The 21,843-nt window shown below is 41.8% G+C and carries 22 protein-coding genes and 1 riboswitch; of the genes, 20 read left to right on the forward strand and 2 right to left on the reverse strand.

Translation table 11 applies throughout. The features are described 5' to 3' along the window. The first annotated feature begins 2 nt into the window (after window positions 1-2). Window positions 3-1,460 (forward strand): xylulokinase, encoded by a 1,458-nt coding sequence (gene xylB / locus NQ503_RS02935; RefSeq protein ID WP_005424267.1) that lies wholly within the window; start codon window positions 3-5, stop codon window positions 1,458-1,460. Window positions 1,461-1,942: 482 nt separating this feature from the next. Then, window positions 1,943-2,025, forward strand: a riboswitch (ZMP/ZTP riboswitch). Window positions 2,026-2,165: 140 nt separating this feature from the next. Beyond that, window positions 2,166-3,851 carry a formate--tetrahydrofolate ligase gene (locus NQ503_RS02940; RefSeq protein WP_005424269.1) on the forward strand — a complete coding sequence of 562 codons (1,686 nt, stop codon included), beginning with the start codon at window positions 2,166-2,168 and terminating at the stop codon, window positions 3,849-3,851. A 470-nt stretch (window positions 3,852-4,321) separates the two neighbouring features. On the opposite strand, the gene NQ503_RS02945 is transcribed toward NQ503_RS02940, so the two are convergent. Further along, window positions 4,322-4,624: a hypothetical protein gene (locus NQ503_RS02945; protein ID WP_005424270.1), complete on the reverse strand. Its 303-nt coding sequence runs from the start codon at window positions 4,622-4,624 to the stop codon at window positions 4,322-4,324. A gap of 203 nt (window positions 4,625-4,827) precedes the next feature. Between NQ503_RS02945 and NQ503_RS02950 the strand changes: the two genes are divergently transcribed. From NQ503_RS02950 to NQ503_RS03030, 16 genes are all read left to right on the forward strand, one after another. Next, a complete protein-coding gene (locus NQ503_RS02950; RefSeq protein ID WP_005424272.1) occupies window positions 4,828-6,618 on the forward strand; it encodes an aminopeptidase P family protein in 1,791 nt (596 codons plus the stop codon). Further along, on the forward strand, window positions 6,588-6,761 hold the full coding sequence (locus NQ503_RS02955) for a hypothetical protein (protein WP_005424273.1): 174 nt from the start codon (window positions 6,588-6,590) through the stop codon (window positions 6,759-6,761). The genes NQ503_RS02950 and NQ503_RS02955 overlap by 31 nt, the downstream gene beginning before the upstream one ends. A 171-nt stretch (window positions 6,762-6,932) precedes the next feature. Further along, window positions 6,933-7,727 carry a pyrroline-5-carboxylate reductase gene (gene proC / locus NQ503_RS02960; RefSeq protein ID WP_005424275.1) on the forward strand — a complete coding sequence of 265 codons (795 nt, stop codon included), beginning with the start codon at window positions 6,933-6,935 and terminating at the stop codon, window positions 7,725-7,727. Window positions 7,728-7,779: 52 nt separating this feature from the next. Further along, entirely contained in the window at window positions 7,780-8,136 is a 357-nt protein-coding gene (locus tag NQ503_RS02965) for an EamA family transporter (protein ID WP_005424276.1), read from the forward strand. After that, window positions 8,114-9,061 (forward strand): 1-phosphofructokinase, encoded by a 948-nt coding sequence (pfkB, locus tag NQ503_RS02970; RefSeq protein WP_005424277.1) that lies wholly within the window; start codon window positions 8,114-8,116, stop codon window positions 9,059-9,061. The genes NQ503_RS02965 and pfkB overlap by 23 nt, the downstream gene beginning before the upstream one ends. A 144-nt stretch (window positions 9,062-9,205) precedes the next feature. Further along, window positions 9,206-9,577 carry a cytidylate kinase-like family protein gene (locus NQ503_RS02980; protein WP_479690505.1) on the forward strand — a complete coding sequence of 124 codons (372 nt, stop codon included), beginning with the start codon at window positions 9,206-9,208 and terminating at the stop codon, window positions 9,575-9,577. Between the two features lie 211 nt (window positions 9,578-9,788). Then, entirely contained in the window at window positions 9,789-10,310 is a 522-nt protein-coding gene (locus tag NQ503_RS02985; RefSeq protein ID WP_129795646.1) for an RNA polymerase sigma factor, read from the forward strand. Continuing rightward, a complete protein-coding gene (locus tag NQ503_RS02990) occupies window positions 10,310-11,761 on the forward strand; it encodes a DUF4179 domain-containing protein (protein ID WP_005424282.1) in 1,452 nt (483 codons plus the stop codon). The genes NQ503_RS02985 and NQ503_RS02990 overlap by 1 nt, the downstream gene beginning before the upstream one ends. Before the next feature lie 200 nt (window positions 11,762-11,961). Next, the gene (locus NQ503_RS02995) at window positions 11,962-12,855 is read left to right on the forward strand and encodes a hypothetical protein (RefSeq protein ID WP_005424283.1); all 894 of its coding nucleotides are present in this window, start codon (window positions 11,962-11,964) and stop codon (window positions 12,853-12,855) included. A 271-nt stretch (window positions 12,856-13,126) separates the two neighbouring features. Continuing rightward, window positions 13,127-13,516, forward strand: coding sequence for a BlaI/MecI/CopY family transcriptional regulator (locus NQ503_RS03000; protein WP_022388696.1), 390 nt, complete (start codon window positions 13,127-13,129; stop codon window positions 13,514-13,516). Window positions 13,517-13,522: 6 nt separating this feature from the next. Next, entirely contained in the window at window positions 13,523-15,271 is a 1,749-nt protein-coding gene (locus NQ503_RS03005) for a M56 family metallopeptidase (RefSeq protein WP_005424285.1), read from the forward strand. A 97-nt stretch (window positions 15,272-15,368) separates the two neighbouring features. Continuing rightward, window positions 15,369-15,587, forward strand: coding sequence for a hypothetical protein (locus NQ503_RS03010; RefSeq protein WP_005424286.1), 219 nt, complete (start codon window positions 15,369-15,371; stop codon window positions 15,585-15,587). Between the two features lie 15 nt (window positions 15,588-15,602). Continuing rightward, window positions 15,603-15,878, forward strand: a complete 276-nt coding sequence (locus NQ503_RS03015) for a hypothetical protein (RefSeq protein ID WP_005424287.1) — start codon at window positions 15,603-15,605, stop codon at window positions 15,876-15,878. A 114-nt stretch (window positions 15,879-15,992) separates the two neighbouring features. Then, on the forward strand, window positions 15,993-16,442 hold the full coding sequence (locus NQ503_RS03020; protein ID WP_117592085.1) for a MarR family winged helix-turn-helix transcriptional regulator: 450 nt from the start codon (window positions 15,993-15,995) through the stop codon (window positions 16,440-16,442). Window positions 16,443-16,445: 3 nt separating this feature from the next. Next, entirely contained in the window at window positions 16,446-17,075 is a 630-nt protein-coding gene (locus tag NQ503_RS03025; RefSeq protein WP_005424289.1) for a YczE/YyaS/YitT family protein, read from the forward strand. Between the two features lie 145 nt (window positions 17,076-17,220). After that, entirely contained in the window at window positions 17,221-17,916 is a 696-nt protein-coding gene (locus NQ503_RS03030; protein WP_005424291.1) for a DUF6198 family protein, read from the forward strand. Window positions 17,917-17,985: 69 nt separating this feature from the next. On the opposite strand, the gene NQ503_RS03035 is transcribed toward NQ503_RS03030, so the two are convergent. Next, window positions 17,986-18,450, reverse strand: coding sequence for a DUF1700 domain-containing protein (locus NQ503_RS03035; protein ID WP_044925454.1), 465 nt, complete (start codon window positions 18,448-18,450; stop codon window positions 17,986-17,988). Window positions 18,451-18,711: 261 nt separating this feature from the next. Here NQ503_RS03035 and NQ503_RS03040 point away from each other — a divergent pair, with 261 nt between their 5' ends. Together NQ503_RS03040 and NQ503_RS03045 are read left to right on the forward strand one after the other, a co-directional pair. Continuing rightward, entirely contained in the window at window positions 18,712-20,361 is a 1,650-nt protein-coding gene (locus NQ503_RS03040; protein ID WP_005424294.1) for a response regulator, read from the forward strand. Beyond that, the gene (locus NQ503_RS03045) at window positions 20,358-21,794 is read left to right on the forward strand and encodes a sensor histidine kinase (protein ID WP_005424295.1); all 1,437 of its coding nucleotides are present in this window, start codon (window positions 20,358-20,360) and stop codon (window positions 21,792-21,794) included. The genes NQ503_RS03040 and NQ503_RS03045 overlap by 4 nt, the downstream gene beginning before the upstream one ends. The last annotated feature ends 49 nt before the right edge of the window (window positions 21,795-21,843 follow it).

The following is a 21,843-nucleotide window of genomic DNA, read 5'->3' on the forward strand; positions in this document are numbered from 1 at the left end:
ATATGTACTATATCGGTGTTGACCTTGGTACTTCCGCAGTAAAACTTCTTCTGATGGAAGAATCAGGAAAAATCTGTAATATCGTATCAAAAGAATATCCACTGTTTTTCCCACATCCGGGCTGGTCAGAACAGAATCCGGAAGACTGGTTTACCCAGAGTGTTGAGGGTATGAAAGAACTGACCGAAGGAATTGACCGCTCTCAGGTAGCCGGAATCGGCTTTGGTGGACAGATGCATGGACTGGTAACATTGGATGAAAATGATCAGGTGATCCGTCCTGCAATCCTCTGGAACGATGGACGTTCCCAGAAAGAAACAGAATATCTGAACAACGAAATTGGAAAAGATAAATTATCTCAGTATACAGCAAATATCGCTTTTGCTGGATTTACAGCACCAAAGATCCTGTGGATGAAAAAAAATGAGCCAGAGAAATTTGCAAAGATCGCAAAGATCATGCTTCCGAAAGACTACCTTGCATACAGACTTTCCGGATCCTTCTGCACAGATGTTTCTGATGCATCCGGAATGCTGCTTCTGGACGTAAAGAATCGTTGCTGGTCTAAAGAAATGATGGAAATCTGTGATGTAAAAGAAGAACAGCTCCCGAAGTTGTATGAGAGCTGGGAAGTTGTTGGAACATTGAAACCGGAAGTTGCAAAGGAACTTGGTTTCTCCGCAGATGTCAAAGTCGTAGCAGGAGCAGGTGACAATGCGGCAGCAGCAGTCGGAACAGGAACCGTTGGTGACGGACAGTGTAATATTTCTCTTGGAACCTCCGGAACCATCTTCATCTCAAGCAAAAATTTCGGTGTTGACGAAAATAATGCACTGCATTCTTTCTGTCATGCAGATGGAAGCTATCATCTGATGGGCTGCATGCTGAGTGCAGCATCCTGTAATAAATGGTGGGCAGAAGAAATTCTTCAGACAAAGGATTTTGCTGCAGAGCAGGCACCGATTCAGAAACTTGGTGAAAATAATGTATTCTTCCTTCCATATCTGATGGGAGAAAGATCCCCACATAACAACCCTGATGCAAGAGGTGTCTTCTTCGGAATGTCTATGGATACCACAAGAGCAGATATGACACAGGCCGTTCTGGAAGGTGTAGCTTTCGGACTTCGCGATTCACTGGAAGTTGCACGTAAACTTGGAATCAAAATTGACCGTACCAAGATCTGCGGCGGCGGCGCAAAGAGCCCGCTGTGGAAGAAGATCATTGCAAATGTTATGAACCTTAAGGTTGATGTCCTTGAAGTAGAAGAAGGACCGTCCATGGGTGGTGCAATGCTTGCTGCTGTAGGATGCGGAGCTTATCCGGATGTTGAAACCATCGGAAAGAAGATGGCTCATGTAGTTGATACCGTAGAGCCGGAAGAAGAACTTGTGGCGAAGTACGAAGAGAAGTATCAGAAGTTTAAGAAACTGTATCCGACCCTTAAACCACTTTTTTAAGGTACTTCCTTAAGAACCGTCAATGATTTTGGCAAATAAGAAAACCCTGAGGGGGACTATCTCACAGTTGCGAAGGCCGAAAGTCCCCCTCAGACGCCCCCTGCTTGGCCACGCTAAGAGCAAGTAAGAATAGGAAAATGTAGTTTACTGGGATTAGCTAAATATCTTTTAATAGTTTGTCAGTAGAATGATAAAATGCCAGGAGATCTTCCCCATGTGAGAGAGAAGAGTCCTGGTATTTTTCTATTTATTTCATATTTGATGTACAAAGAGAGATATATATCTTTTAGCCCAGGGGAAGTCCCCTTATGTTTATTTATTCACAAAGGAAAATTTTCGAAAATTTGTCAACATCATATTTGTGTAAAAAATATACAAAATTAAAAATCAATTTTTTGTACTTTTGTTAAAAGAAAAGAAAAAAATTGACAATTTCTTGACAACCAAGAGCGTTTATGATACTATTTTCTCATCAAGTTAATAAAGTCTCTGGTAACTGGCGGAGTAGTGGAAATCACCACATGGGAATCAGAGATTTGCAGAGCCGACCGTCTGGGCAGTATTTGAGAAATTCTCAGATACTGCTTTTTTTAACCGGAAGAATGTTCTGGATGGGGATAATGACAGATGCCCGGGATATTCGAATATGTGCAGAGGGTATATGGTTAGAAAGGGACGTGGCGCTTACAATGAAAGGAGACAATTATGGGATTCAAAAGTGACATCGAAATTGCACAGGAGTGCGAAATGCTGCCAATCACAAAGATTGCGGAAAAAGCAGGTATTGATGACAAATATCTGGAGCAGTACGGAAAATACAAAGCAAAAATTGATTACAATCTCCTGAAAGAGAGTGACAAGAAAGATGGAAAACTGATTCTTGTAACTGCAATCAACCCGACACCGGCTGGTGAAGGAAAGACTACAACAACAGTAGGTCTTGCAGATGGTATGCAGAAGCTTGGAAAGAGTGTTATGGTTGCTCTTCGTGAGCCATCTCTCGGACCGGTATTCGGTGTCAAAGGCGGCGCAGCAGGCGGTGGTTATGCACAGGTAGTTCCGATGGAAGATATCAACCTTCATTTTACAGGTGACTTCCATGCGATCGGTGCAGCAAATAACCTTCTTGCAGCAATGATTGATAACCATATCTTCCAGGGCAATGCACTGAACATTGATCCAAGAAAGATTACATGGAGAAGATGTGTGGATATGAATGACCGTCAGCTTCGTAATGTAGTAGACGGACTTGGCGGAAGAACAAATGGTATGCCTCGTGAAGACGGATATGATATCACAGTTGCATCTGAGATCATGGCAGTTCTTTGCCTTGCAAGCGATATCAAAGACCTGAAAGAAAGACTTTCCAAGATCATCATCGGATATACATATGGTAAAGTTGCTGAGCAGAAACCGGTAACTGCTGGTGATCTTCATGCAGAAGGTGCTATGACTGCACTTCTGAAAGATGCCCTGAAACCAAACCTTGTTCAGACACTGGAACACGTTCCGGCAATCGTTCATGGTGGACCATTCGCAAACATCGCTCATGGATGTAACTCCGTAACAGCTACAAAGATGGCTCTGAAACTTGCTGATTATGCAATTACAGAGGCTGGATTCGGTGCAGACCTTGGTGCAGAGAAATTCCTAGATATCAAATGCCGTATGGCAGACCTGCACCCAAGCGCAGTTGTTATCGTAGCTACTGTACGTGCTCTGAAATATAATGGCGGTGTTGCAAAAGCTGACCTCAACAACGAAAATCTGGAAGCACTGGAGAAAGGTATCCCGAACCTTCTGAAACATGTAAGCAATATCAAGAATGTATATAAACTTCCTTGTGTTGTTGCTATCAATGCTTTCCCGACAGATACAAAAGCAGAGCTTGATTTTGTAGAAGCAAAATGTAAAGAACTCGGTGTAAATGTAGCTCTTTCCGAAGTATGGGCAAAAGGCGGCGAAGGTGGAATCAAACTTGCTGAAGAAGTTCTTCGTCTGGTAGAAGAACCGAACGACTTCTCCTATGCATATGAACTGGAAGGCTCCATCGAAGACAAACTGAACCAGATCGTACAGAAAGTATACGGTGGTAAGAGAGTTGTCCTGACAGCAAATGCTCAGAAACAGGCAAAACAGCTCGAAGCTCTTGGATTTGGCAACTGCCCGATCTGTGTAGCTAAGACACAGTACAGTCTGACAGATGACCAGACCAAACTCGGCGCGCCGACAGACTTCGAAGTTACTGTACGTAACCTGAAGATCTCCGCAGGTGCAGGTTTCATCGTAGCGCTGACAGGTGAGATCATGACTATGCCAGGACTGCCAAAAGTACCGGCTGCAGAGAGAATTGATGTAGACGAGACCGGAAAGATTACTGGACTTTTCTAAGAATAAAGTTTCCTATTAAATGGTTTTATGATTGCCTTATAAGGCAGGGAAATTCAGTTTGGAAACTGCTCCCCACCGGGCCACGCTGAAAAGATTGTATTGATGAAAGAGTGTAGACCTGGATTATCGGGCCATGCTGAAAAGAATTGTGGTAATATATAATTATATCATTAGAATGTAAAATAACAGGATATCTTCTCCATACGAGAGAGAAGAGTCCTGTTATTTTTATATACTGCTATATTATTTATAAGAAAGTCTTCTGCTTTGAAACACCAGGAGGATTTTTCAAAGGGAACCACATAAGGCAAAATTTCCGTCAAATATTTTGGCCCAGGGGTTGCCAGGTGACTGGCTAAGTCCCATGGCGGTTTTCTTATATTCCAATATAGAAAAAGGTTTCAGGAAAGTATTCCTGAGAAAGAAATGTTAATGCAAATTAACGGGTTCAAGGGAAGTCCCCTTGCGGGTCAGAGGGCAGTTCCCTCATGTACGAACCGGTTGATATAATGCAGTGCCGCGCCAATAGCCGGAGTATATTGTCCATGTGTGCCGACCAGCAGTTGATCAGCTGTGAGAGTGAATGGGTTATTTTCATTGATCAGATGCAGTAGCATATTGAGATCTTCCGGAACCAGGTAAGGGGCAAGATATCCGCTGATAATGATAGGGCTGTCGATGATCATATTCAGATTTCGCATCGCAAATGCAAGATGTTTAAGATAATCCTGCCAGATTGCATTCAGATTTTGGCTTACTGTAGAAAGTCCCATCTGCAGATCCTGCACGATCTGCAATTTGGAAGTTATTTTAGTATACCATAATAAAATACGGCAAAAAGAGGAGGAGCGGATAGTTTAACGCCGGTCATTGACAAATAGTTGTATTCTGTTTACCATGGACAACAGATACAGAGATTTATCCAGTAGATATTCAAATAAAATGTGGATAAACATTTGAATGGGGAGGCCTGAAAATGAAGATAACAGAGCGATTGAATGTTCTTCGAGAGTTAATGAAAGAAAAAAAGATAGATGCCTATCTGGTGCCAACGGATGATTTTCATGGATCTGAATATGTGGGTGATTACTTTAAATGTAGAAAATATATCACAGGTTTTACAGGATCGGCGGGAACAGCTGTGATCATGCAGGACATGGCTGGGTTGTGGACCGATGGCAGATACTTTATTCAGGCGGCAGATCAGCTTCGTGGCAGTACGATTGAACTGTTCAGATCGGGTGAGCCGGGAGTACCGACGGTACATCAGTTTCTGGCAGAAAAGCTGGAAAAAAGTATGTGTCTGGGCTTTGATGGACGTACAGTCAGTGCAAAAGAAGCAGAAGAATTGGAGAAAATCCTGGAAGAAAAAAATATCACATTTGCTGTAAATGAGGATCTGATCGGAGAAATCTGGAGAGAACGTCCGGCACTTTCCTGTGAGCCGGTTATGGAGCTGGATGTGAAATGGGCGGGCGAATCAAGAAAGGATAAAATTACAGGGATTCGAGAGCAGATGAAGGCAAAAAAGGCGAATATTTTTATTCTTACTTCACTTGATGATATCGCCTGGTTACTGAATATTCGTGGTAATGATATTCATTGTTGTCCGGTAGTTCTTTCTTACCTTGTAGTGACGGATGCAGAACTTCGATTATATGCAAACGCAGCTGCTTTTTCAGAAGAAATCCGTACAAATCTGGCAGCTGATGGAGTAAAAATCTATCCGTATGAGGATGTCTATTCTTATGTTCAGACAGTCGCAGAGGATAAAAAAATCCTGCTTTCCAAAGCCAATGTCAATAGCCGCCTGGTAAGTAATATTCCATGTAATGTGACGATTGTGGATGAGCCGAATCTGACACTTCTTCCGAAGGCAGTCAAAAATCAGACAGAGATGGACAACGAAAGAACTGCACATGTCAAAGATGGTGTTGCAGTTACAAAATTCATTCGCTGGATGAAAACAAATGTGGCAAAAGAGAGGATTACAGAACTCGGCGCAGCAGAGAAATTATATCAGTTTCGCAGTGAGCAGGAGCATTTTATTGGAGATAGTTTTGATCCGATCATTGCCTATGGAAAGCATGCGGCAATTGTTCATTACAGTGCAACAGAGGAGACAGATATTCCATTAGAGGCCAGAGGGATGGTACTTGCAGATACTGGCGGACACTATCTGGAAGGTACGACCGATATCACAAGAACGATCGTATTGGGACCGGTCACAGAGAAAGAGAAGAAATATTTTACTGCAGTTCTGCGTGGAAATCTGAATCTCGCAGCTGCGAAATTTAAATACGGATGCACCGGATTAAACCTTGATTACCTTGCCAGAGGTCCGCTTTGGGAACTTGGCGAAGATTATAATCATGGTACCGGACATGGGGTAGGATATCTTCTGAATGTGCATGAAGGGCCTAACAGTTTCCGATGGAAAAATCTTCCGGGAAATCCGGCACCGGTGTTGGAAGAAGGTATGATTACATCCGATGAACCAGGATATTATCTGGAGAATGAATTTGGCATCCGTCATGAAAATCTTGTTTTATGTAAGAAGGCAGAAAAAACTCCTTTCGGGCAGTTTATGTGTTTTGAGTCACTGACTATGGTACCGTTTGACCTGGATGGAGTTGATACGGAACAGATGTCGGACCGTGAACGAAAACTGCTGAACGAATATCACAAAAAAGTCTATGTTACCATAGCACCATATCTAGATGAGGAAGAAAAAGCATGGCTGAGACAGGCAACCAGAGAAATCTGACAAAGGGTGAAAAAACATCGACCAGCAAGAGCCGTGAAGATTTTTCAGGCGCTTCGGGGGTGGTGGAGAAGCTTCGGCAGTATTATCACAGGGATAATATTACTGCATATGCGAAATACCACAAGACATTACATTTTGAGTAAATGATTACAAAATAGAATCTGTCAAATAAAAATATAATATTTTACTTTTTGTGCGGAAACAGGTATTATATAGGTAAAATGTTACTGTGTATTTGTAAAGTGACAGAGTAACAATAACAGGAAGATTTTCTGTGTACAGACAAAGATTTTCACACAAGGAGAAAGATTATCATGAAAATTGGTTTTATCGGTTGTGGAAATATGGCAACAGCCATGTTAAAGGGAATTCTGAAAAGTGGAGAAGTGGCAGCGACAGATATGATCGCTTCTGCAAAATCAGATAAGACACGTAAAAAGATCGAGCAGGAACTTGGCATTCAGAAGGCAGATACTAACGCACAGGTTGTGGATTTTGCGGATGTAGTTTTTCTGGCAGTGAAGCCACAGTTTCTGGAAGGTGTTCTGAATGAAATTAAAGACAGTGTAAAAGAGGAACAGATTTTTATCTCTATTGCACCGGGTAAAACATTACAGTGGCTTGGGGAACATCTGGGAGAAAAAACAAAAGTTATCCGTACTATGCCAAATACTCCGGCAATGGTTGGTGAGGGAATGACAGCGCTTTGTGTAAATGAGCTGGTCACAGAAAAAGAAACTGCACTTGCCGTAAAACTTTGCAATACCTTCGGAAAGACAGAAGTGATTCCGGAACATCTGATGGATGCGGTTGTAGGTGTTTCCGGAAGCTCTCCGGCATATGTGTTTATGTTTCTTGAAGCAATGGCAGATGCAGCAGTTGCAGACGGAATGCCGAGAGCACAGGCATACAAATTTGCGGCACAGTCCGTGCTCGGAAGTGCAAAACTGATGCTTGAGACAGGCAAACATCCGGGTGAACTCAAAGATATGGTCTGCTCTCCGGCAGGAACGACAATTCAGGCAGTGCGTGTTCTGGAAGAAAAAGGTCTGCGCAGTGCAGTGATCGAGGCTCAGACTGCATGTGTGAAAAAAGCAAAAGGAATGTAAAATAAAATTTAAATTGACAGGCAGACACTCATCAATGCACAGAAGTATCCGGATGATACTGATAGGATCGCTGGGCGTGTTTTTTTATAATTATTTTTTGCTTCTTGGGACAGCACGTCTCAAAGCACAGACAGCATTTGTGATAAATGAACTCTGGCCAGCGCTGATCATTCTTTTTTCCTGCTGGATCCTGAAAGAAAAGATGAATCTGGGAAATACAGCGGTGATTGCCAATCTGGCATATCTGATTCCGTTTGTGTCGCTGATTCTGACACATTTTGTTCTGGGAGAAAAGATTACCGTGTTTTCTGTTCTGGGTCTGGTACTGATCGTGACAGGCATTATTATACAGATGATAGTAAATAAAAAATGGAGGCATCAGAGATATGATATATACGGTGACGTTTAATCCTTCTCTGGATTATATAGTAGGCGTTGATGAATTTAAAACAGGAAAAGTAAACAGAACAGCAGAGGAACTTATTTTGCCCGGAGGAAAGGGAATCAATGTGTCAATCGTACTTCAAAACCTGGGAATGGAAAGTATCCCACTTGGTTTTGCCGGCGGGTTTACAGGAGAAGAGATTCGCAGACTGATGAAAGAGCGGAAGATAGAAGAGCAGTTTGTGCGGGTAAAGAAAGGAATCTCAAGAATCAATGTAAAATTGCGTTCTCTGCAGGTGGGAGAGAATGGTGAAAAAACTGTATCAGAGGAATCTGAAATAAATGGTATGGGACCGGAAATCAGTGGAGAAGAACTGGAAATTTTTTATCAGCAGCTAGATGCTCTGCAAAAAGGGGACATCCTTGTTCTTGCCGGAAGCATTCCGACGGTTCTTCCATCTACGATCTACCGTGATATTATGAAACGTTTGCAGAAGCGAGAAGTTATGATCGTTGTGGATGCAACCAAAAATCTGCTGGTAAATGTACTGGAGTATCATCCGTTTCTGATCAAGCCAAATAATTATGAGCTTGGAGAAATTTTTGGTGTTACGTTGAGCACAAAAGAAGACGTTATTCTTTATGCAAAAAAACTGCAGGAAATGGGCGCTGCAAATGTACTGGTCTCTATGGCGGGAGATGGGGCAGTTCTTGTGGCGGAAGATGGATCCACTTACAAAAGTGAAGCACCGGAAGGTAAGGTAAAGAATTCTGTTGGTGCAGGAGATTCCATGGTAGCCGGATTTTTATATGGATATTTGAAGTCTGGTATATATGAAGATGCTTTTTATTATGGAGTCTGTACTGGAAGTGCAAGTGCTTTTTCAGAGAATCTTGCAACACGAGAAGAAGTGGATACACTGTTGAGGAATATAAAAAACAGAGCATAAATTAATTCAAGTCGAACAAAAAAAGATATCTCCGTGTATGAAAAGGGAAAGAGAGGATTCATGCACGGAGATTCTTTTATCGAAAATCAGAAGTATCCGATGAAGCCTTCTTCTACGAGTTCATGTAAACGGTCGATCGGGAACATGGCGTTGACATCTTTATTGATATCGGAGTTGTCGAAGTCGCCGTGTGTAACCATCAGCATATCAGAAGGAGTAGGAAGATGTGCAGATTATATTTTTCGTGATCACAGAAATGTTTTGAATATATATATCTATGCGCCGGTGGATGCACGCTATAAAAATTGTGTGGAAGTGCTCAAAATGAAGCCGGAGGAAGCAACAAAAATGATCTACAAAGTAGACAAAGCACGTACAGCATATCATAAGCGATATGCGAAATATGCACCAGGTGATCTGGACAGCAAGCAGATCATGATCGATTCCAGCATGCTGGGAGTTAAGGGAACGGCAGAAGTGCTGGCAGAGATCGTACAGCGGAGATTTGGACTATAGATATTAACTGAAATGAGAATAAAATGAATAAGTGTAAGACAAGAAATAGTTATAATTCCGGAGTGGGGTTATAACTATTTTTATGTTAATATTTATTTACACGTGCGTCCTTTTTGGCGTTTTTGGCGTCTAATAAGTAGAAGCACATAAACAGAAGCTTTTACACAACATTTCCTGATGACCGGTCAGAAACAGGAGAATGGAGAAATCAATGAACAATGAATTTTTGATACGAAGGGCGAAGAAAGACGACAAAGATGCCTTCTGCAGACTGATGGATGAGCATTTGCAGTGTATGTACAAGATGGCATCTGCATATCTCAAGAATGATGAAGATGTTGCCGATGCAATCCAGGATACCATTCTTTCCTGCTATGAAAATCTGAGAAGTCTGAAGCAGAACAGATACTTCAAGACCTGGATGCTGCGGATTCTGATCAATAAATGCAAGGATATTCTGAAGCAGAAGAAACAGGTCACCTACACGGATCAGATGCCGGAGACTCCTTTTTATGAGGAAGAATATGCTGCAAAAGAATGGGCACAGATGCTGGAACCGCTGGATAATAAATATCGTCTGGTGATCCTTCTGTACTATATGGAAGGCTTTAATATCCGGGAAATCAGTGACATTCTGGATATGAAAGAAAGTACTGTGAAGTCACGTCTTCAGCGTGGCAGAAAACAGATTGCAGAACTGTATGAATATAAAGTCAGGGAGGGACGTGCCTAATGATGAGTCTTAATGATAATGAAAAGGATTTTCAGAAAAAACTTCAGGAAGAAACAGAAATACCAGTGATCGTGCATGAGCGTGTGAATCAGGCATATCGTCTGATCGAGAATAATACTGCGGTACAGAAAAAAGTACCAAAAGATCCTTATCACTGGATGAAGATCGGAGGAAGAATTGCAGGGGGGATGGCAGCAGTGCTTGCAGTTGGATTTGTACTTTGTGCGGTGAATCCTGTCATGGCCAAAAATCTTCCGGTGTTTGGAGGACTTTTTGAAATGCTGCAAGATAACGTGAGCTTCTTTGGTGATTTTGCGGATCATGCAACGACTCTGGAAGCTGTTGATACAACTGAGACAGAAAGAACCGCGGCAGACACTGGGTCAGACACAGAAGGAAATCCATCGGAAGATACTGAGGCGGGACAGGATACGAAAAAAGATGACACCGCATATACCAAGACAGCAGATGGTCTGACTATCACATGCTCGGAAGTATACGCGAACAGTCAGGCGGTCTATGTAACCATGCAGTTTAAGAGCGAGCAGCCATTTCCGAAGACAGAAACTCGGGCGGAAAGTGGAACACCAGTTATTGATCTGGATATGACTGGTGGTGTGGATTTTAACGCAGAGGCGGATCCGGTCATCGATGGTCAGGTGGAAGGAAAGTTTCTGGATGACAACACCTATGCATGTATTTTCCGTTATGATCTTGCACATGCGGCAAAAGATTACACCGAATATAATGAGAAATACAATGAAATGACGCAGCAGGTGTTGGATGAAATGGGAATAACACTGGATGAGCTGGATGATGAGACAGATGAAGGTTATGCGCTGCTGGAAGAATATATCAATAAAGTGTCTGAGCGTGGTGGAGCATATCAGAAATATATTAAAGATATTGAGATTCCGGATACCTTTAACCTGCATCTGGATATTACGAAGGTAAGAGGACTGGAAGCAGACTATGAGTGGTCAGAAGCTGATGAAGAAAAATATGGAACAGATGCGGGCTACTACAAATATGAAGGTGACTGGAACTTTGATATTCCGGTTACAGTAGACGATTCTCAGACTGAGGTTCTGGAATTGAACGATACAAATGAGGCAGGTATCGGCCTCAGATCCGTAATCCGTACACCATATGAGCTGACGGTAAATGAGCTTTATGAGGATGGCTCTGACAGTGACTGTTTTATGGTTGCTCTTGATGCCAACGGAAATAAGCTTCCATATAATGATTCGGCTGGAAACTGCAATAATTTTACAATCCAGGACAGAGATATTTCCACGGTTGACATCTACATTCTGGACTATACTCAGTACATGGATGAACTGAAGGGACCAGATAATTACAACAATAATGAAAACAAACCAGAGGGTCAGAAGTGGAGTGATCTTCTTGACCAGTATGCAAAATATCATAAGACTCTGCATTTTGACTGATAATAGTATAGAATGAAAGAAATAAAAAGATAGTATTTCTTGCAATAAAACACTGAGATACCTTTGGTAAGACAGAAGTTTTGTTTGGTCAACCATTATTTCTACAAACGTAGAATTAGTGGTTGACTTTTTATTTCTACAGATGTAGAATACAAATAACTTCTACAAATGTAGAAAATAAAAATCAGGGAGAATCAATTATGAAAACAAAAACAACAAAATTTATGACACTTATGACCGTATCAGCACTGGGGATTTTTTCGGCTGGAACTGTTATGGCAGCCGGAAATAATGATTTCTATACACAGCCGCCGGCTGGTTCTGCCTGGGAGAAGGCAGATACGGAAGGTACTTATGCCAGCTATACGAATGGAAGTGATTATGTAAATATTTATAAATATTCACTGGAAGATGTCAAAACAGGAATTGCCAAATGTAACGACACATATGAGGCCTGCTACCAGACAATTTATTCAGAGGGAAACAGTCTGTATATGGCAGTAGGATATGCAAAAGATGCAGATGATATCGGTGACGTCAGAAAATTTGTAGAGTATATTTCTTATCCGGGAAATCCGTCTCTTACGAGAGAGGCTGACGAAAATTCTGATAAATCAGAGCCCGGTACTTCTGAACAGAAGTCTGGGGGAGAGACAAATTCCTCTGATTCTGATACAGAAAAAAACGCTTCTGTCAGTTCATCAGACAGCAGTGATGATTCAGATATCCGTACTACTTCACCGATGACATTAGTTGACAGTGATGGAAATACAATTGAGATCAATTATATTCTTCACAAAGATTATTCCTGTGAATATCGTGGAGATGATGGAATGGAATATACTGATAACGGAGATGAAACCTATACAGACGAAAATGGAAATACCTACGCAGCTCTGAATGATGACACACATCATCTGGGACATACGCTGGAACAGCATGATCTTCAGGATGCGGACGGCAATACAGTGACAGTTACGGAAACTACAAATGGTGATTATTATTTCCGTGACGACAATGGCACCGGATTTACAGACAACGGAGACGGAACATGGAGCGATGAAAATGGCAGCAGCTATACCGAAATGAATTGATAGGTAACTGTTCACAGGTAATATTCCGCGAGGTGTTTTGCCATGAATATGGAAAAATCCCGAGACATACGGGGCAAAATCCTATCACCGTAGGTGATCTGGAATGGATTTTGACCAAGTTGCTGTGAACGGAGTGAACAGTAACATTGATAGCGACGAGCTTCTGTAAAATGTGCAGAAGCTCTTGCCATTTTTTGGCCCTGTGGTAAAATAAAATTATTCCTACATTTGTAGAAAATATATCAGATGTGAATCAGGAGGGTGGAAAAGAGTGAAAAAAACATATCAGAGATTACCTGAATCAGAATTGGATATCATGCTTGTTCTTTGGAACGGAACTCCTCCGATGACCAGGCCGGAAATTGAAAAAGTAATCAATACAAAGAAAAAACTTGCATCGACAACAATCCTTTCACTGCTGACAAGACTGGAGAGTAAAAATTTTGTGGAAGTGACGAAACAGGGAAAATTAAACCTGTATACTCCATTGGTTTCGCAGTCAGATTATCAGGCACATGAGAGTCAGAGTGTTCTTGAGAAACTCTATGGAAATTCATTAAAAAAATTTGTCACCTCACTTTATCAGGGGAAAAAAATCAGTTCTGAAGAAATTCATGAACTCAGCGATTTTCTTAAGGAGCTGGAAGACGGGGAGGAATAGCAAATTATGGAGATTTTTGTTCTGCATATTCTGAAATTGAATATTATTGCAGCAGTTATAATTTTACTGGTCAAACTGCTTGCGATTCTGTTTAAAGGTCAGGTATCAGCGAGATGGAAGTATATTATCTGGCTGCTGATTACGGTAAGTCTTTGTATTCCTGTGCGCCTTCCGGCAAATTTTACGCTGGTGGATTTTAAAGTACAGAGAAGCATTCAACAGAATGAACAAAATTCGAAGACAACGGATTACGCAGCAAGACCGGGAGAGAGACAGCAGAAAATGGAAATAATGTCTTCTGTGAACAATAATACGAAAAGTCAGTCTGAAGTTCCGGAACAAAAAGAGTTTATCGTGCATACGGCTGGAAAATGGCTGGAAACTATTGCTGTAATTTTTGCATCGGTCTGGCTGAGTGTGGCAGTGCTTAAACTGGCAGGAGAACTGCTGGCATATTACCTTTCCATGAAAAATCTCAGGAGAATGAGCCTTCCAGTCAATGATTCGGTGAGTATTCAGATGTATAGAGATGTATGCCGGAAAAAGAGTGTGCGCAGAGCACCGGAGCTCAGACAGAATGCGGGTCTTACTACACCACTTCTGGCAGGACTCTTCCATACAAAGTTGTATCTTCCGGCAACAGGCTATTCCGCAGAGGAGCGAAAACTGGTATTTTACCATGAACTTACACATTATTGTCATCGGGATCTCTGGTATAAGATGCTTCTTCGAACCTGTGCAACAATATACTGGTTTAATCCGTTTCTTCTTATTATGCTGAAAGAAGCAGATAAGGATATCGAGAATCTGTGTGATACGGCAGTGATTAACCGTGTAAACAAAAAAGACCACAGGCTTTACAGACAGCTGCTTCTTCGTACAGTGGCGATGAATAATCAGATCCCATATGTAACAGCAAGTCTCAATGACAGCGGAATGGTGTTTAAGGACAGAATTTTGTATATGGTGAACATACGGAAGCTTCGCAGAGGAATCCTGCCGGGAATTCTTGTGACGGTGCTTCTTGCGGGCAGTAACCTCGTATTTAATGTTTCGGCCGGGACAGATACAGCCCCAACGCGAACAGAGAGAACAGGGCAGGAAAAAAATACAGATCCGGAAGAAAAGAATGCACCGGATTATGCACCATTTTCTGAAATGATAGATATGCAGAAAATAGCAGGGACACAGAGTGAAACGGGAGTGTCAGAGGATACAAATACAGAAGCTTCTGTAAATTCGGGAGAAAACATCAGTGCGGAAACAAATTCTGATTCTACTGTGGAAAGCAACGAGCAGGAAAGTGAAACGACAGATAATGGAAGTGGTTCTGACAGCGATGGGTCAGGATCCTATTATGAGAGTCTTCCGGCAGGAGTGCCATACACCAGTGGCTTCAGTACTCCTTCCGGTGTGGCATCGATTGTAGCATCAGGTGAAGGTGATGAGGAATCCAGAGTCCTTTACGACAACGGAGATGGAACTTATTCTGACGATAACGGATTTCAATACAGCTATCAGGGAGACGGAAACTGGGCAGATGCCAATGGAAATTCTTATCGTACCTGGAATGACGAAGACTACAATTTGGGAACGAAGCTGGGACAGCATGAACTCCAAGGCAGCGGCGGAAGTGTCGATGTAAAAGAGACCACAAACGGAGATTATTATTATTGTGATGCAAATGGTGTTGGCTATACCGATAACGGCGATGGCACCTGGACCGATGAGAATGGGAATAGTTATACGGAGTAAAGTCTGCTATGCATGATAAAAAGATAGTATTTTACTTTTGAGGTGGAAACGGGTATCATATGGGTAACAACTTTTTCACCCAAGAAGGAGGATTATCATGAGCAAAGTAGTAGATATTACTGGAGCTTCTTCAAAGGAAGCCAGATTGAAAAGAATTATAGCTTCTCTGGAAGAAATAAAAGATACTCTTGTGGATGTGATTGATGCATATGAAGCAGAAGATGAGAGCAGTGACAAACTGGATCTTCTGACAGAGGCACTGGATGCACTGGAGGATGCGAATGACGCACTGAATGATGCATCCGATGAAGCCTGACACGGAGAGAAAAATATGGCATCAGAAAGAGCAGACGAGCTTTACAGAGCATTGATTGAAAGAAGATATCCGAAGGAACTATGTTCAGAAATTGCCTACAAGTATCTGAATACGGATTACACAGCAACGCGCATGCTGGGGTATCTGTACAGGATGACAGAGCCACCCGCAGTTGAGGTAGTGGTGGATGAAATGATTGCAATTTTGAGTGACAGGGAGCAGCTTATAAAGAAAAAAGAATCAGAACATGCCCAGGCTGTGATCAGTGAGATATACAGGGAAGGGCTGTAGATATCATAAAATGAGCAAAACATATATTGACACATTTTAAAGAAATAGTTATAATCCTAAACGTTAGGATTATAACTATTTTGCGTTAAACATAAAAAGAAAGGAACGTGAGACGTGGACACATCATTGCATTACCTGACCATGGCGAATCATCTGTTAATTCAGAAGCGTATTCTGGAAAAAGTAAAGGAGTCAGGGCTTACACTGGGACAGCCGAAGGTTCTGGATTATCTTAAAAGTCATGATGGAGCAAGTCAGAAGGAAATTGCAGCGGGCTGTTTTATTGAGGCGGGATCGCTGACTTCAATACTGAACCGTATGGAGGAAAAAGGTCTGATTGAGCGACGTATGCTCAATGGAAACAGAAGGACTTTTCACATTTTTATGACAGAATCCGGCAGGAAGAGCCAGATGCTTGTCGAGGCTGCTTTTGTGGAAATTGAGGAGAATGCATGGAAAGATATTTCTTCAGAAGAAGCAGAGACATTTATGAAGATTTATCATAAAATTTATTACAATCTGTCTGAGACAGGCTGCGAGGAAACAGGGAAAGAAGGAAAGTAACAAATGAACAAATTAAAAAGATACGTAATATTTCTGATTGGTCTGTTTGTGAACTCACTTGGTGTCAGTCTGATCACGAAAGCAAGTCTGGGAACATCACCGATCTCATCCATTCCATATGTGCTGAGTTTGAGTTTCCCATTTACACTTGGTAATTTTACGATTTTTTTCAGCGTATTTCTGATCTTACTGCAGTTACTGATTCTGCGTAAGAATTTTAAACTGGAACATGTTCTGCAGATACCGGTATCGATTGTTTTCGGATATTTCATCGACCTGACGATGCTTTTGTTTACATGGGTAAATCCGCAGAACTATGTCATGAAAATTGTGTATCTTCTGATAGGATGTCTGATCCTTGGAATTGGTGTGTATATGGAAGTTCTGGCAGATGTCGTCATGCTGCCAGGAGAATCATTTGTCCGTGCGATCGTTCTGACATGGAAAACCAACTTTGGTACGACAAAGATTTTCTTTGATGTGTCTATGGCAGTTATCGCGGCAGTTCTGTCTTTGGGCTTTGCCGGACACCTCAATGGTGTTCGAGAAGGCACAGTCATTGCAGCACTTCTGGTCGGATTTATTGCAAGGGTTCTGGGAAAGAAACTTGCGTTTGTAAAACCTGACATTTAATCTGAAAACGGAGATGGGAGTTTTTTTGTTTGTAGAAGGAGAAATCGATACACCTTATTGCAGGATTAAAAGTGCTTGGAAGTGGAAAATATTCATTTTTATTGTGAAAAAATTTATTTTTGTGTAGGAACGGAGAATTTCTAAAATGTCTGAATTGACTGAGAACAGTCATTTACAAAGTAACATAAAAATGCCTGTGATAAGAGGCGAAATCGCACTGATAGTAATTATACTGATCAACAGTCTGGGAGTAGTACTTATGCTCTATTCTGGGTCAGGGATTTCTGCAATATCCAGTGTGCCGTATGCGTTTTCACTGGTGTTTCCAAAGATTTCTCTTGGAACCTGGACCTATATTTTTCAGGGACTTTTAGTATTATCACTGATGATCATGCGAAAGAAATTCGTTGCACCGTATCTTTTTAGTTTCTTAGTGGGATTTGCATTCAGTGAGATGCTGGATATACATGAAATGTGGATTAACGCCTTGCCGACAGCTTTGGAATACAGAGTAGTTTATTTTGTAATCAGTTATCTTCTGATATGTTTGGGAATCGCACTTTCCAACCGCTGTGGTCTGCCAATTATTCCGACAGATCTTTTCCCGAGAGAACTGACAGATATCACAAAGATAAAATATTCCAGGATCAAGATTGGATTTGATGTCACCTGTCTGGCAATAACAGCACTGATGACCTGTATCATCCTCGGACATTTGGACGGACTCGGAATCGGTACGATTCTTGCTGCATTTACGATGGGAAAAGTGATTGGAATGATCGGAGACCAGATGGATCGTCATGTAAGATTTGAGTCATTTATGACAAAGAGAGCAGCATAAAAGGAATAATAAAAAGAGTGTAAATCTTGTGGTATCAGGATTTACACTCTTTTTTAATGTTCTTGCATATCAACTGCGCAGTTTGGAAATTATAAAGCATACGATACCGAAAATGACCATGACCGGGATCAGAACGCTTAGTATTGTGCATAAGAGGAAGATCACGACCACAGCAATCAGGATAACGGCAAGCTTGCCATACCAGGTACTAAGATCGATGTGAAAACTACGGCTCTTTACTTTTTTACTGCCGGAGCTGCCGTTGTCATATTCATAAGAATTGTCTGTGTATGGTTCAGAATAGCTTCCTGTAGTCTGTGGATTACCGGAAGCGGTTGAATCAGTATCTAAAAGAGTACGTGCGATCAGCCTTGGATCACCAAGTTCATTTAAGACTTCTGTTTCCGTACGGCCCTGAGTCACTGCATCTTCAATATAATTGCGATAATATTGTACATGGGCGGCAACATTTCCCTCCGGCATCTGCCCGGAAAGCTGTTCATATAAAATGTCAAGAAATTCTTTTTTGTTCATAACAAATCTCCATAAAAGCAAATTCATTGCCTCTGACAGAGGCTTAATTATCAGAATGGCAACATTTTACCACACATAATGAGGAAGGAATAGAGATTGAAATATTAAATTTTCATAAAGGGATGTAAAGTGTTTCTGGAATAAAATGCTGGTATTTTATTTTATACATAGGAACAAAAACTTGTCTAAAAAAAATGAAACTGGTATAGTATACATTAGAACTTTTGCACAAATACGCGACAGGACAAATGGGGTGGAGAGATGTTAAAGATTTTTCTGGCAGAAGATGAGGTTGTAGTCCGTGAGACGATCAAACGAATGATCCCGTGGGAGGAACTTGGCTTTGAGCTGGTAGGAGAAGCGGCAGATGGTGAGATGGCATTGCCGTTGTTGATCAGACAGCAGCCGGACCTTTTGATCACGGATATCAAGATGCCATTTATGGATGGTCTAACGCTGGCACGTCTGGCCAAAAAGGAAATACCGGGGCTGAAGGTTGTGATTTTAAGTGGATATGATGATTTTAATTATGCAAAACAGGCGATTGGAATTGGTGTGGAGGATTATCTCCTGAAACCGATCACAAAGAATGCTTTGATTGAACGGCTTTCAGAAATCCGCAGCCGCTATGAACATGAAAAAACACAGAAAGAATATTACGAAAAATTCCAGAGAGAGATGCAGGCTTATGAGAAGAACAGCAGCCGCGATTTTTTTGAGGCATTGGTCGGCGGTTCCATGGACATGATGGAGGTCTATAAAAGAGCAGAAAAGCTTGGTCTGGATATTGTTGCAGAGGCTTACAATGTTCTGATCTTTACGATGAACTGTGATGAGGATTTTTCCGGACAGAGAGATGAATATTCTTCGTGGGAAGCAGAGTCACTGGAACTTCTGGAAAACTTTTTTGCCGGTCATTCATCGGCCATGCTGTTTCGAAGTAATATTTTCTCCTATGGTGTACTTCTTAAGGGACAGAGAGAAGCTATTGAAGAAAATACAAGAGCGTGTGTGGATGAGATCCGTAAGATTCTGAGCAGGCAGGATGGAAGAAGGGAATGGTTCCTTGCAGTTGGTCAGTCTGTGGAGCGTCTGAGTCAGATACAAAAGAGCTATCATACGGCATCAAGAGCCTTTTCGCAGAGATATCTGTATGATGAAAATATTCTTTACTATGATGAGATGGAAACTATGGAGCATCCTGGTGGACAGGCGGAGACTGAAGATAATGCCTATCTGCAGAAAGTGGATGTGAATGCCCTGAATCCGGCAATCCTTCAGAAATTTTTGAGCAATGGTCTTCAGGAAGAGACAGAAAACTTTGTAAAAGACTATTTTTATGCAATCGGTCAGGAGCCGATGGAATCACTGGTATTTCGAAATTATGTTATTCTGAATGTTCGGTTTTCTGTTATTTCATTCATTAAAGGGCTGGGATGTGATACGAATGAAATGGAATCTGCAGATACAGAAGAAGTACTTGCAGAGAGTGGAAAGAATATGGAAAGTGCAATTGCTTATGCGAAAAAAATGATCTCACAGGCAATCGAGATCCGTGACCAGAATTCCGGAAACAAAAACCGCAGTATTTTAAAAACCGCGGTGGACTTTATTGACAGCCATTATATGGATGAAGAGATTTCACTAAATACGGTTGCCAATGTTGCAAATGTCAGCTCTAATCATTTCAGCGCTCTGTTCAGCCAGAATATGGGACAGACTTTTATTGAGTATCTGACCACACTGCGTATGAATAAAGCAAAAGAGCTTCTGCGTTGCACGGGTATGCGTTCCAGTGAGATCGCAGGAGAAATCGGATATAAAGATGCACATTATTTCAGCTATCTTTTTAAGAAAACACAGGGTATGACTCCGAGTGATTACCGTAAGGCACGGGAGGAAAAAGCATGAGAGGAGTACCTCAGAAAAGAAAAAAGCAGATGGGACTTGAGAAACGTATGAACAGACTTCTGTTCAGTACGATGATTCCGATGGCCTGCCTGCTGGTTATTTTGCTTCTGATCTTCTGGCAGTATGCCGGACAGTATAACAAGCTATCAGAGAATCTGGCGGTCAGCAGTAAATTCAATCTGAGCTTTAAGGATGAGCTGGATCTGGAAATGTATTATCTGGCAATCGGATCAAAAGAAGCCAGTGAACTGGATGACGTTGTGGGACAGGTAGAGGATGCACAGGAGATTATGGAAAAACTGCGCAAAAATACATACCATGCCAGTGGCGTCAAATGTCTGAACAGTCTGGATGCTTATCTGGATAATCTGAAGAAACGAATGGTCCAGCTGATGGAGATCAAAGAGTATGATAGGCGAATGGAATTTATGGACAGCAACATTCGTATTATTACAGGTCTGATCATGCAGGAGATGCAGAACTATATTTATAATGAGTCCATGTATCTGGTACAGGTGGAAACAAGTCTGACGCATAGAGTCAAAATCCTGATATCAGGAATGGCAGTGTTACTGCTTGCAACGCTTGGGATCCTGATGCGCAGATCGTTCCGCCTGACAGGAGGAATCATCCGTCCGGTGACGGAGATGCTGGATAAGGTAAAGAAAGTCGGTCGCGGAAATTTTGATGTTCTTCCGGTAAGTGCAGAGATTGTGGAGATTGAGGAACTGGACCAGGGAATCAATAAGATGGCACACAGGATCAGTGGACTTCTGGAAAATGTCCGGCAGGAAAAGGAGATGCAGCATCTGACAGAACTGCAGCTGATCCAGGCACAGGTCAATCCGCATTTTTTATATAATACCCTGGATACGATCGTATGGCTGATCGAAGGTGGTATGACGGATGATGCAGTGGAGATGATCTCCAGTCTTTCTATTTTCTTCCGTACATCGCTTTCTAAAGGAAATGACATCATTCCTCTTTCAGAAGAGAAACGACACACTTTGAGCTATCTGGAGATTCAGCAGTTCCGCTATCGCGATATTCTGGAGTTTGAGTTATCCATACCAAAAGAACTTGATGGAATACAGGTACCGAAGCTTTCCATTCAGCCGCTGGCAGAGAACGCGCTTTATCATGGTATCAAAAACCGTCGTGGAAAAGGTAAGATCACGATAACCGGCAGGGAAGAAGCGGATGCGATCGTTCTTACAGTCAGTGATAATGGACAGGGAATGACACCGGAGCGTCTTCATGAGGTACAGGAGTCAATACGTACAGGAGAGAGAGCCGGATTCGGGCTTGCGGCAGTTGCGGAACGTATTGCTTTGTACTACGGACCGGGCTACGGAATGACGATTTCTTCTAAAGAAGGAGAAGGTACAACGGTGGAATTACGGCTTGGGAAAAATATTCAACCGAAATCGTAAAAAATCCAACTTGTTAAAAATGAGACAGAAAGATAGATAAAAGACTAAA

This window comes from Blautia obeum ATCC 29174, assembly GCF_025147765.1.
Classification (GTDB): domain Bacteria; phylum Bacillota; class Clostridia; order Lachnospirales; family Lachnospiraceae; genus Blautia_A; species Blautia_A obeum.

Bases quoted from the DNA above. Each gene is read 5' to 3' on its own strand.
- NQ503_RS02940 (WP_005424269.1), top strand. From the start codon at position 2,166: ATGGGATTCAAAAGTGACATCGAAATTGCACAGGAGTGCGAAATGCTG.
- NQ503_RS02990 (WP_005424282.1), top strand. From the start codon at position 10,310: ATGATGAGTCTTAATGATAATGAAAAGGATTTTCAGAAAAAACTTCAG.
- NQ503_RS02955 (WP_005424273.1), top strand. From the start codon at position 6,588: ATGGCTGAGACAGGCAACCAGAGAAATCTGACAAAGGGTGAAAAAACA.
- NQ503_RS03045 (WP_005424295.1), top strand. From the start codon at position 20,358: ATGAGAGGAGTACCTCAGAAAAGAAAAAAGCAGATGGGACTTGAGAAA.
- NQ503_RS03040 (WP_005424294.1), top strand. From the start codon at position 18,712: ATGTTAAAGATTTTTCTGGCAGAAGATGAGGTTGTAGTCCGTGAGACG.
- NQ503_RS03030 (WP_005424291.1), top strand. From the start codon at position 17,221: ATGTCTGAATTGACTGAGAACAGTCATTTACAAAGTAACATAAAAATG.
- NQ503_RS02965 (WP_005424276.1), top strand. From the start codon at position 7,780: ATGATACTGATAGGATCGCTGGGCGTGTTTTTTTATAATTATTTTTTG.
- NQ503_RS03010 (WP_005424286.1), top strand. From the start codon at position 15,369: ATGAGCAAAGTAGTAGATATTACTGGAGCTTCTTCAAAGGAAGCCAGA.
- NQ503_RS03025 (WP_005424289.1), top strand. From the start codon at position 16,446: ATGAACAAATTAAAAAGATACGTAATATTTCTGATTGGTCTGTTTGTG.
- NQ503_RS03035 (WP_044925454.1), bottom strand. From the start codon at position 18,450: ATGAACAAAAAAGAATTTCTTGACATTTTATATGAACAGCTTTCCGGG.
- NQ503_RS02995 (WP_005424283.1), top strand. From the start codon at position 11,962: ATGAAAACAAAAACAACAAAATTTATGACACTTATGACCGTATCAGCA.
- NQ503_RS03015 (WP_005424287.1), top strand. From the start codon at position 15,603: ATGGCATCAGAAAGAGCAGACGAGCTTTACAGAGCATTGATTGAAAGA.
- xylB (WP_005424267.1), top strand. From the start codon at position 3: ATGTACTATATCGGTGTTGACCTTGGTACTTCCGCAGTAAAACTTCTT.
- NQ503_RS02980 (WP_479690505.1), top strand. From the start codon at position 9,206: ATGGCGTTGACATCTTTATTGATATCGGAGTTGTCGAAGTCGCCGTGT.
- proC (WP_005424275.1), top strand. From the start codon at position 6,933: ATGAAAATTGGTTTTATCGGTTGTGGAAATATGGCAACAGCCATGTTA.
- NQ503_RS02950 (WP_005424272.1), top strand. From the start codon at position 4,828: ATGAAGATAACAGAGCGATTGAATGTTCTTCGAGAGTTAATGAAAGAA.
- pfkB (WP_005424277.1), top strand. From the start codon at position 8,114: ATGATATATACGGTGACGTTTAATCCTTCTCTGGATTATATAGTAGGC.
- NQ503_RS03005 (WP_005424285.1), top strand. From the start codon at position 13,523: ATGGAGATTTTTGTTCTGCATATTCTGAAATTGAATATTATTGCAGCA.
- NQ503_RS02985 (WP_129795646.1), top strand. From the start codon at position 9,789: ATGAACAATGAATTTTTGATACGAAGGGCGAAGAAAGACGACAAAGAT.
- NQ503_RS02945 (WP_005424270.1), bottom strand. From the start codon at position 4,624: ATGGGACTTTCTACAGTAAGCCAAAATCTGAATGCAATCTGGCAGGAT.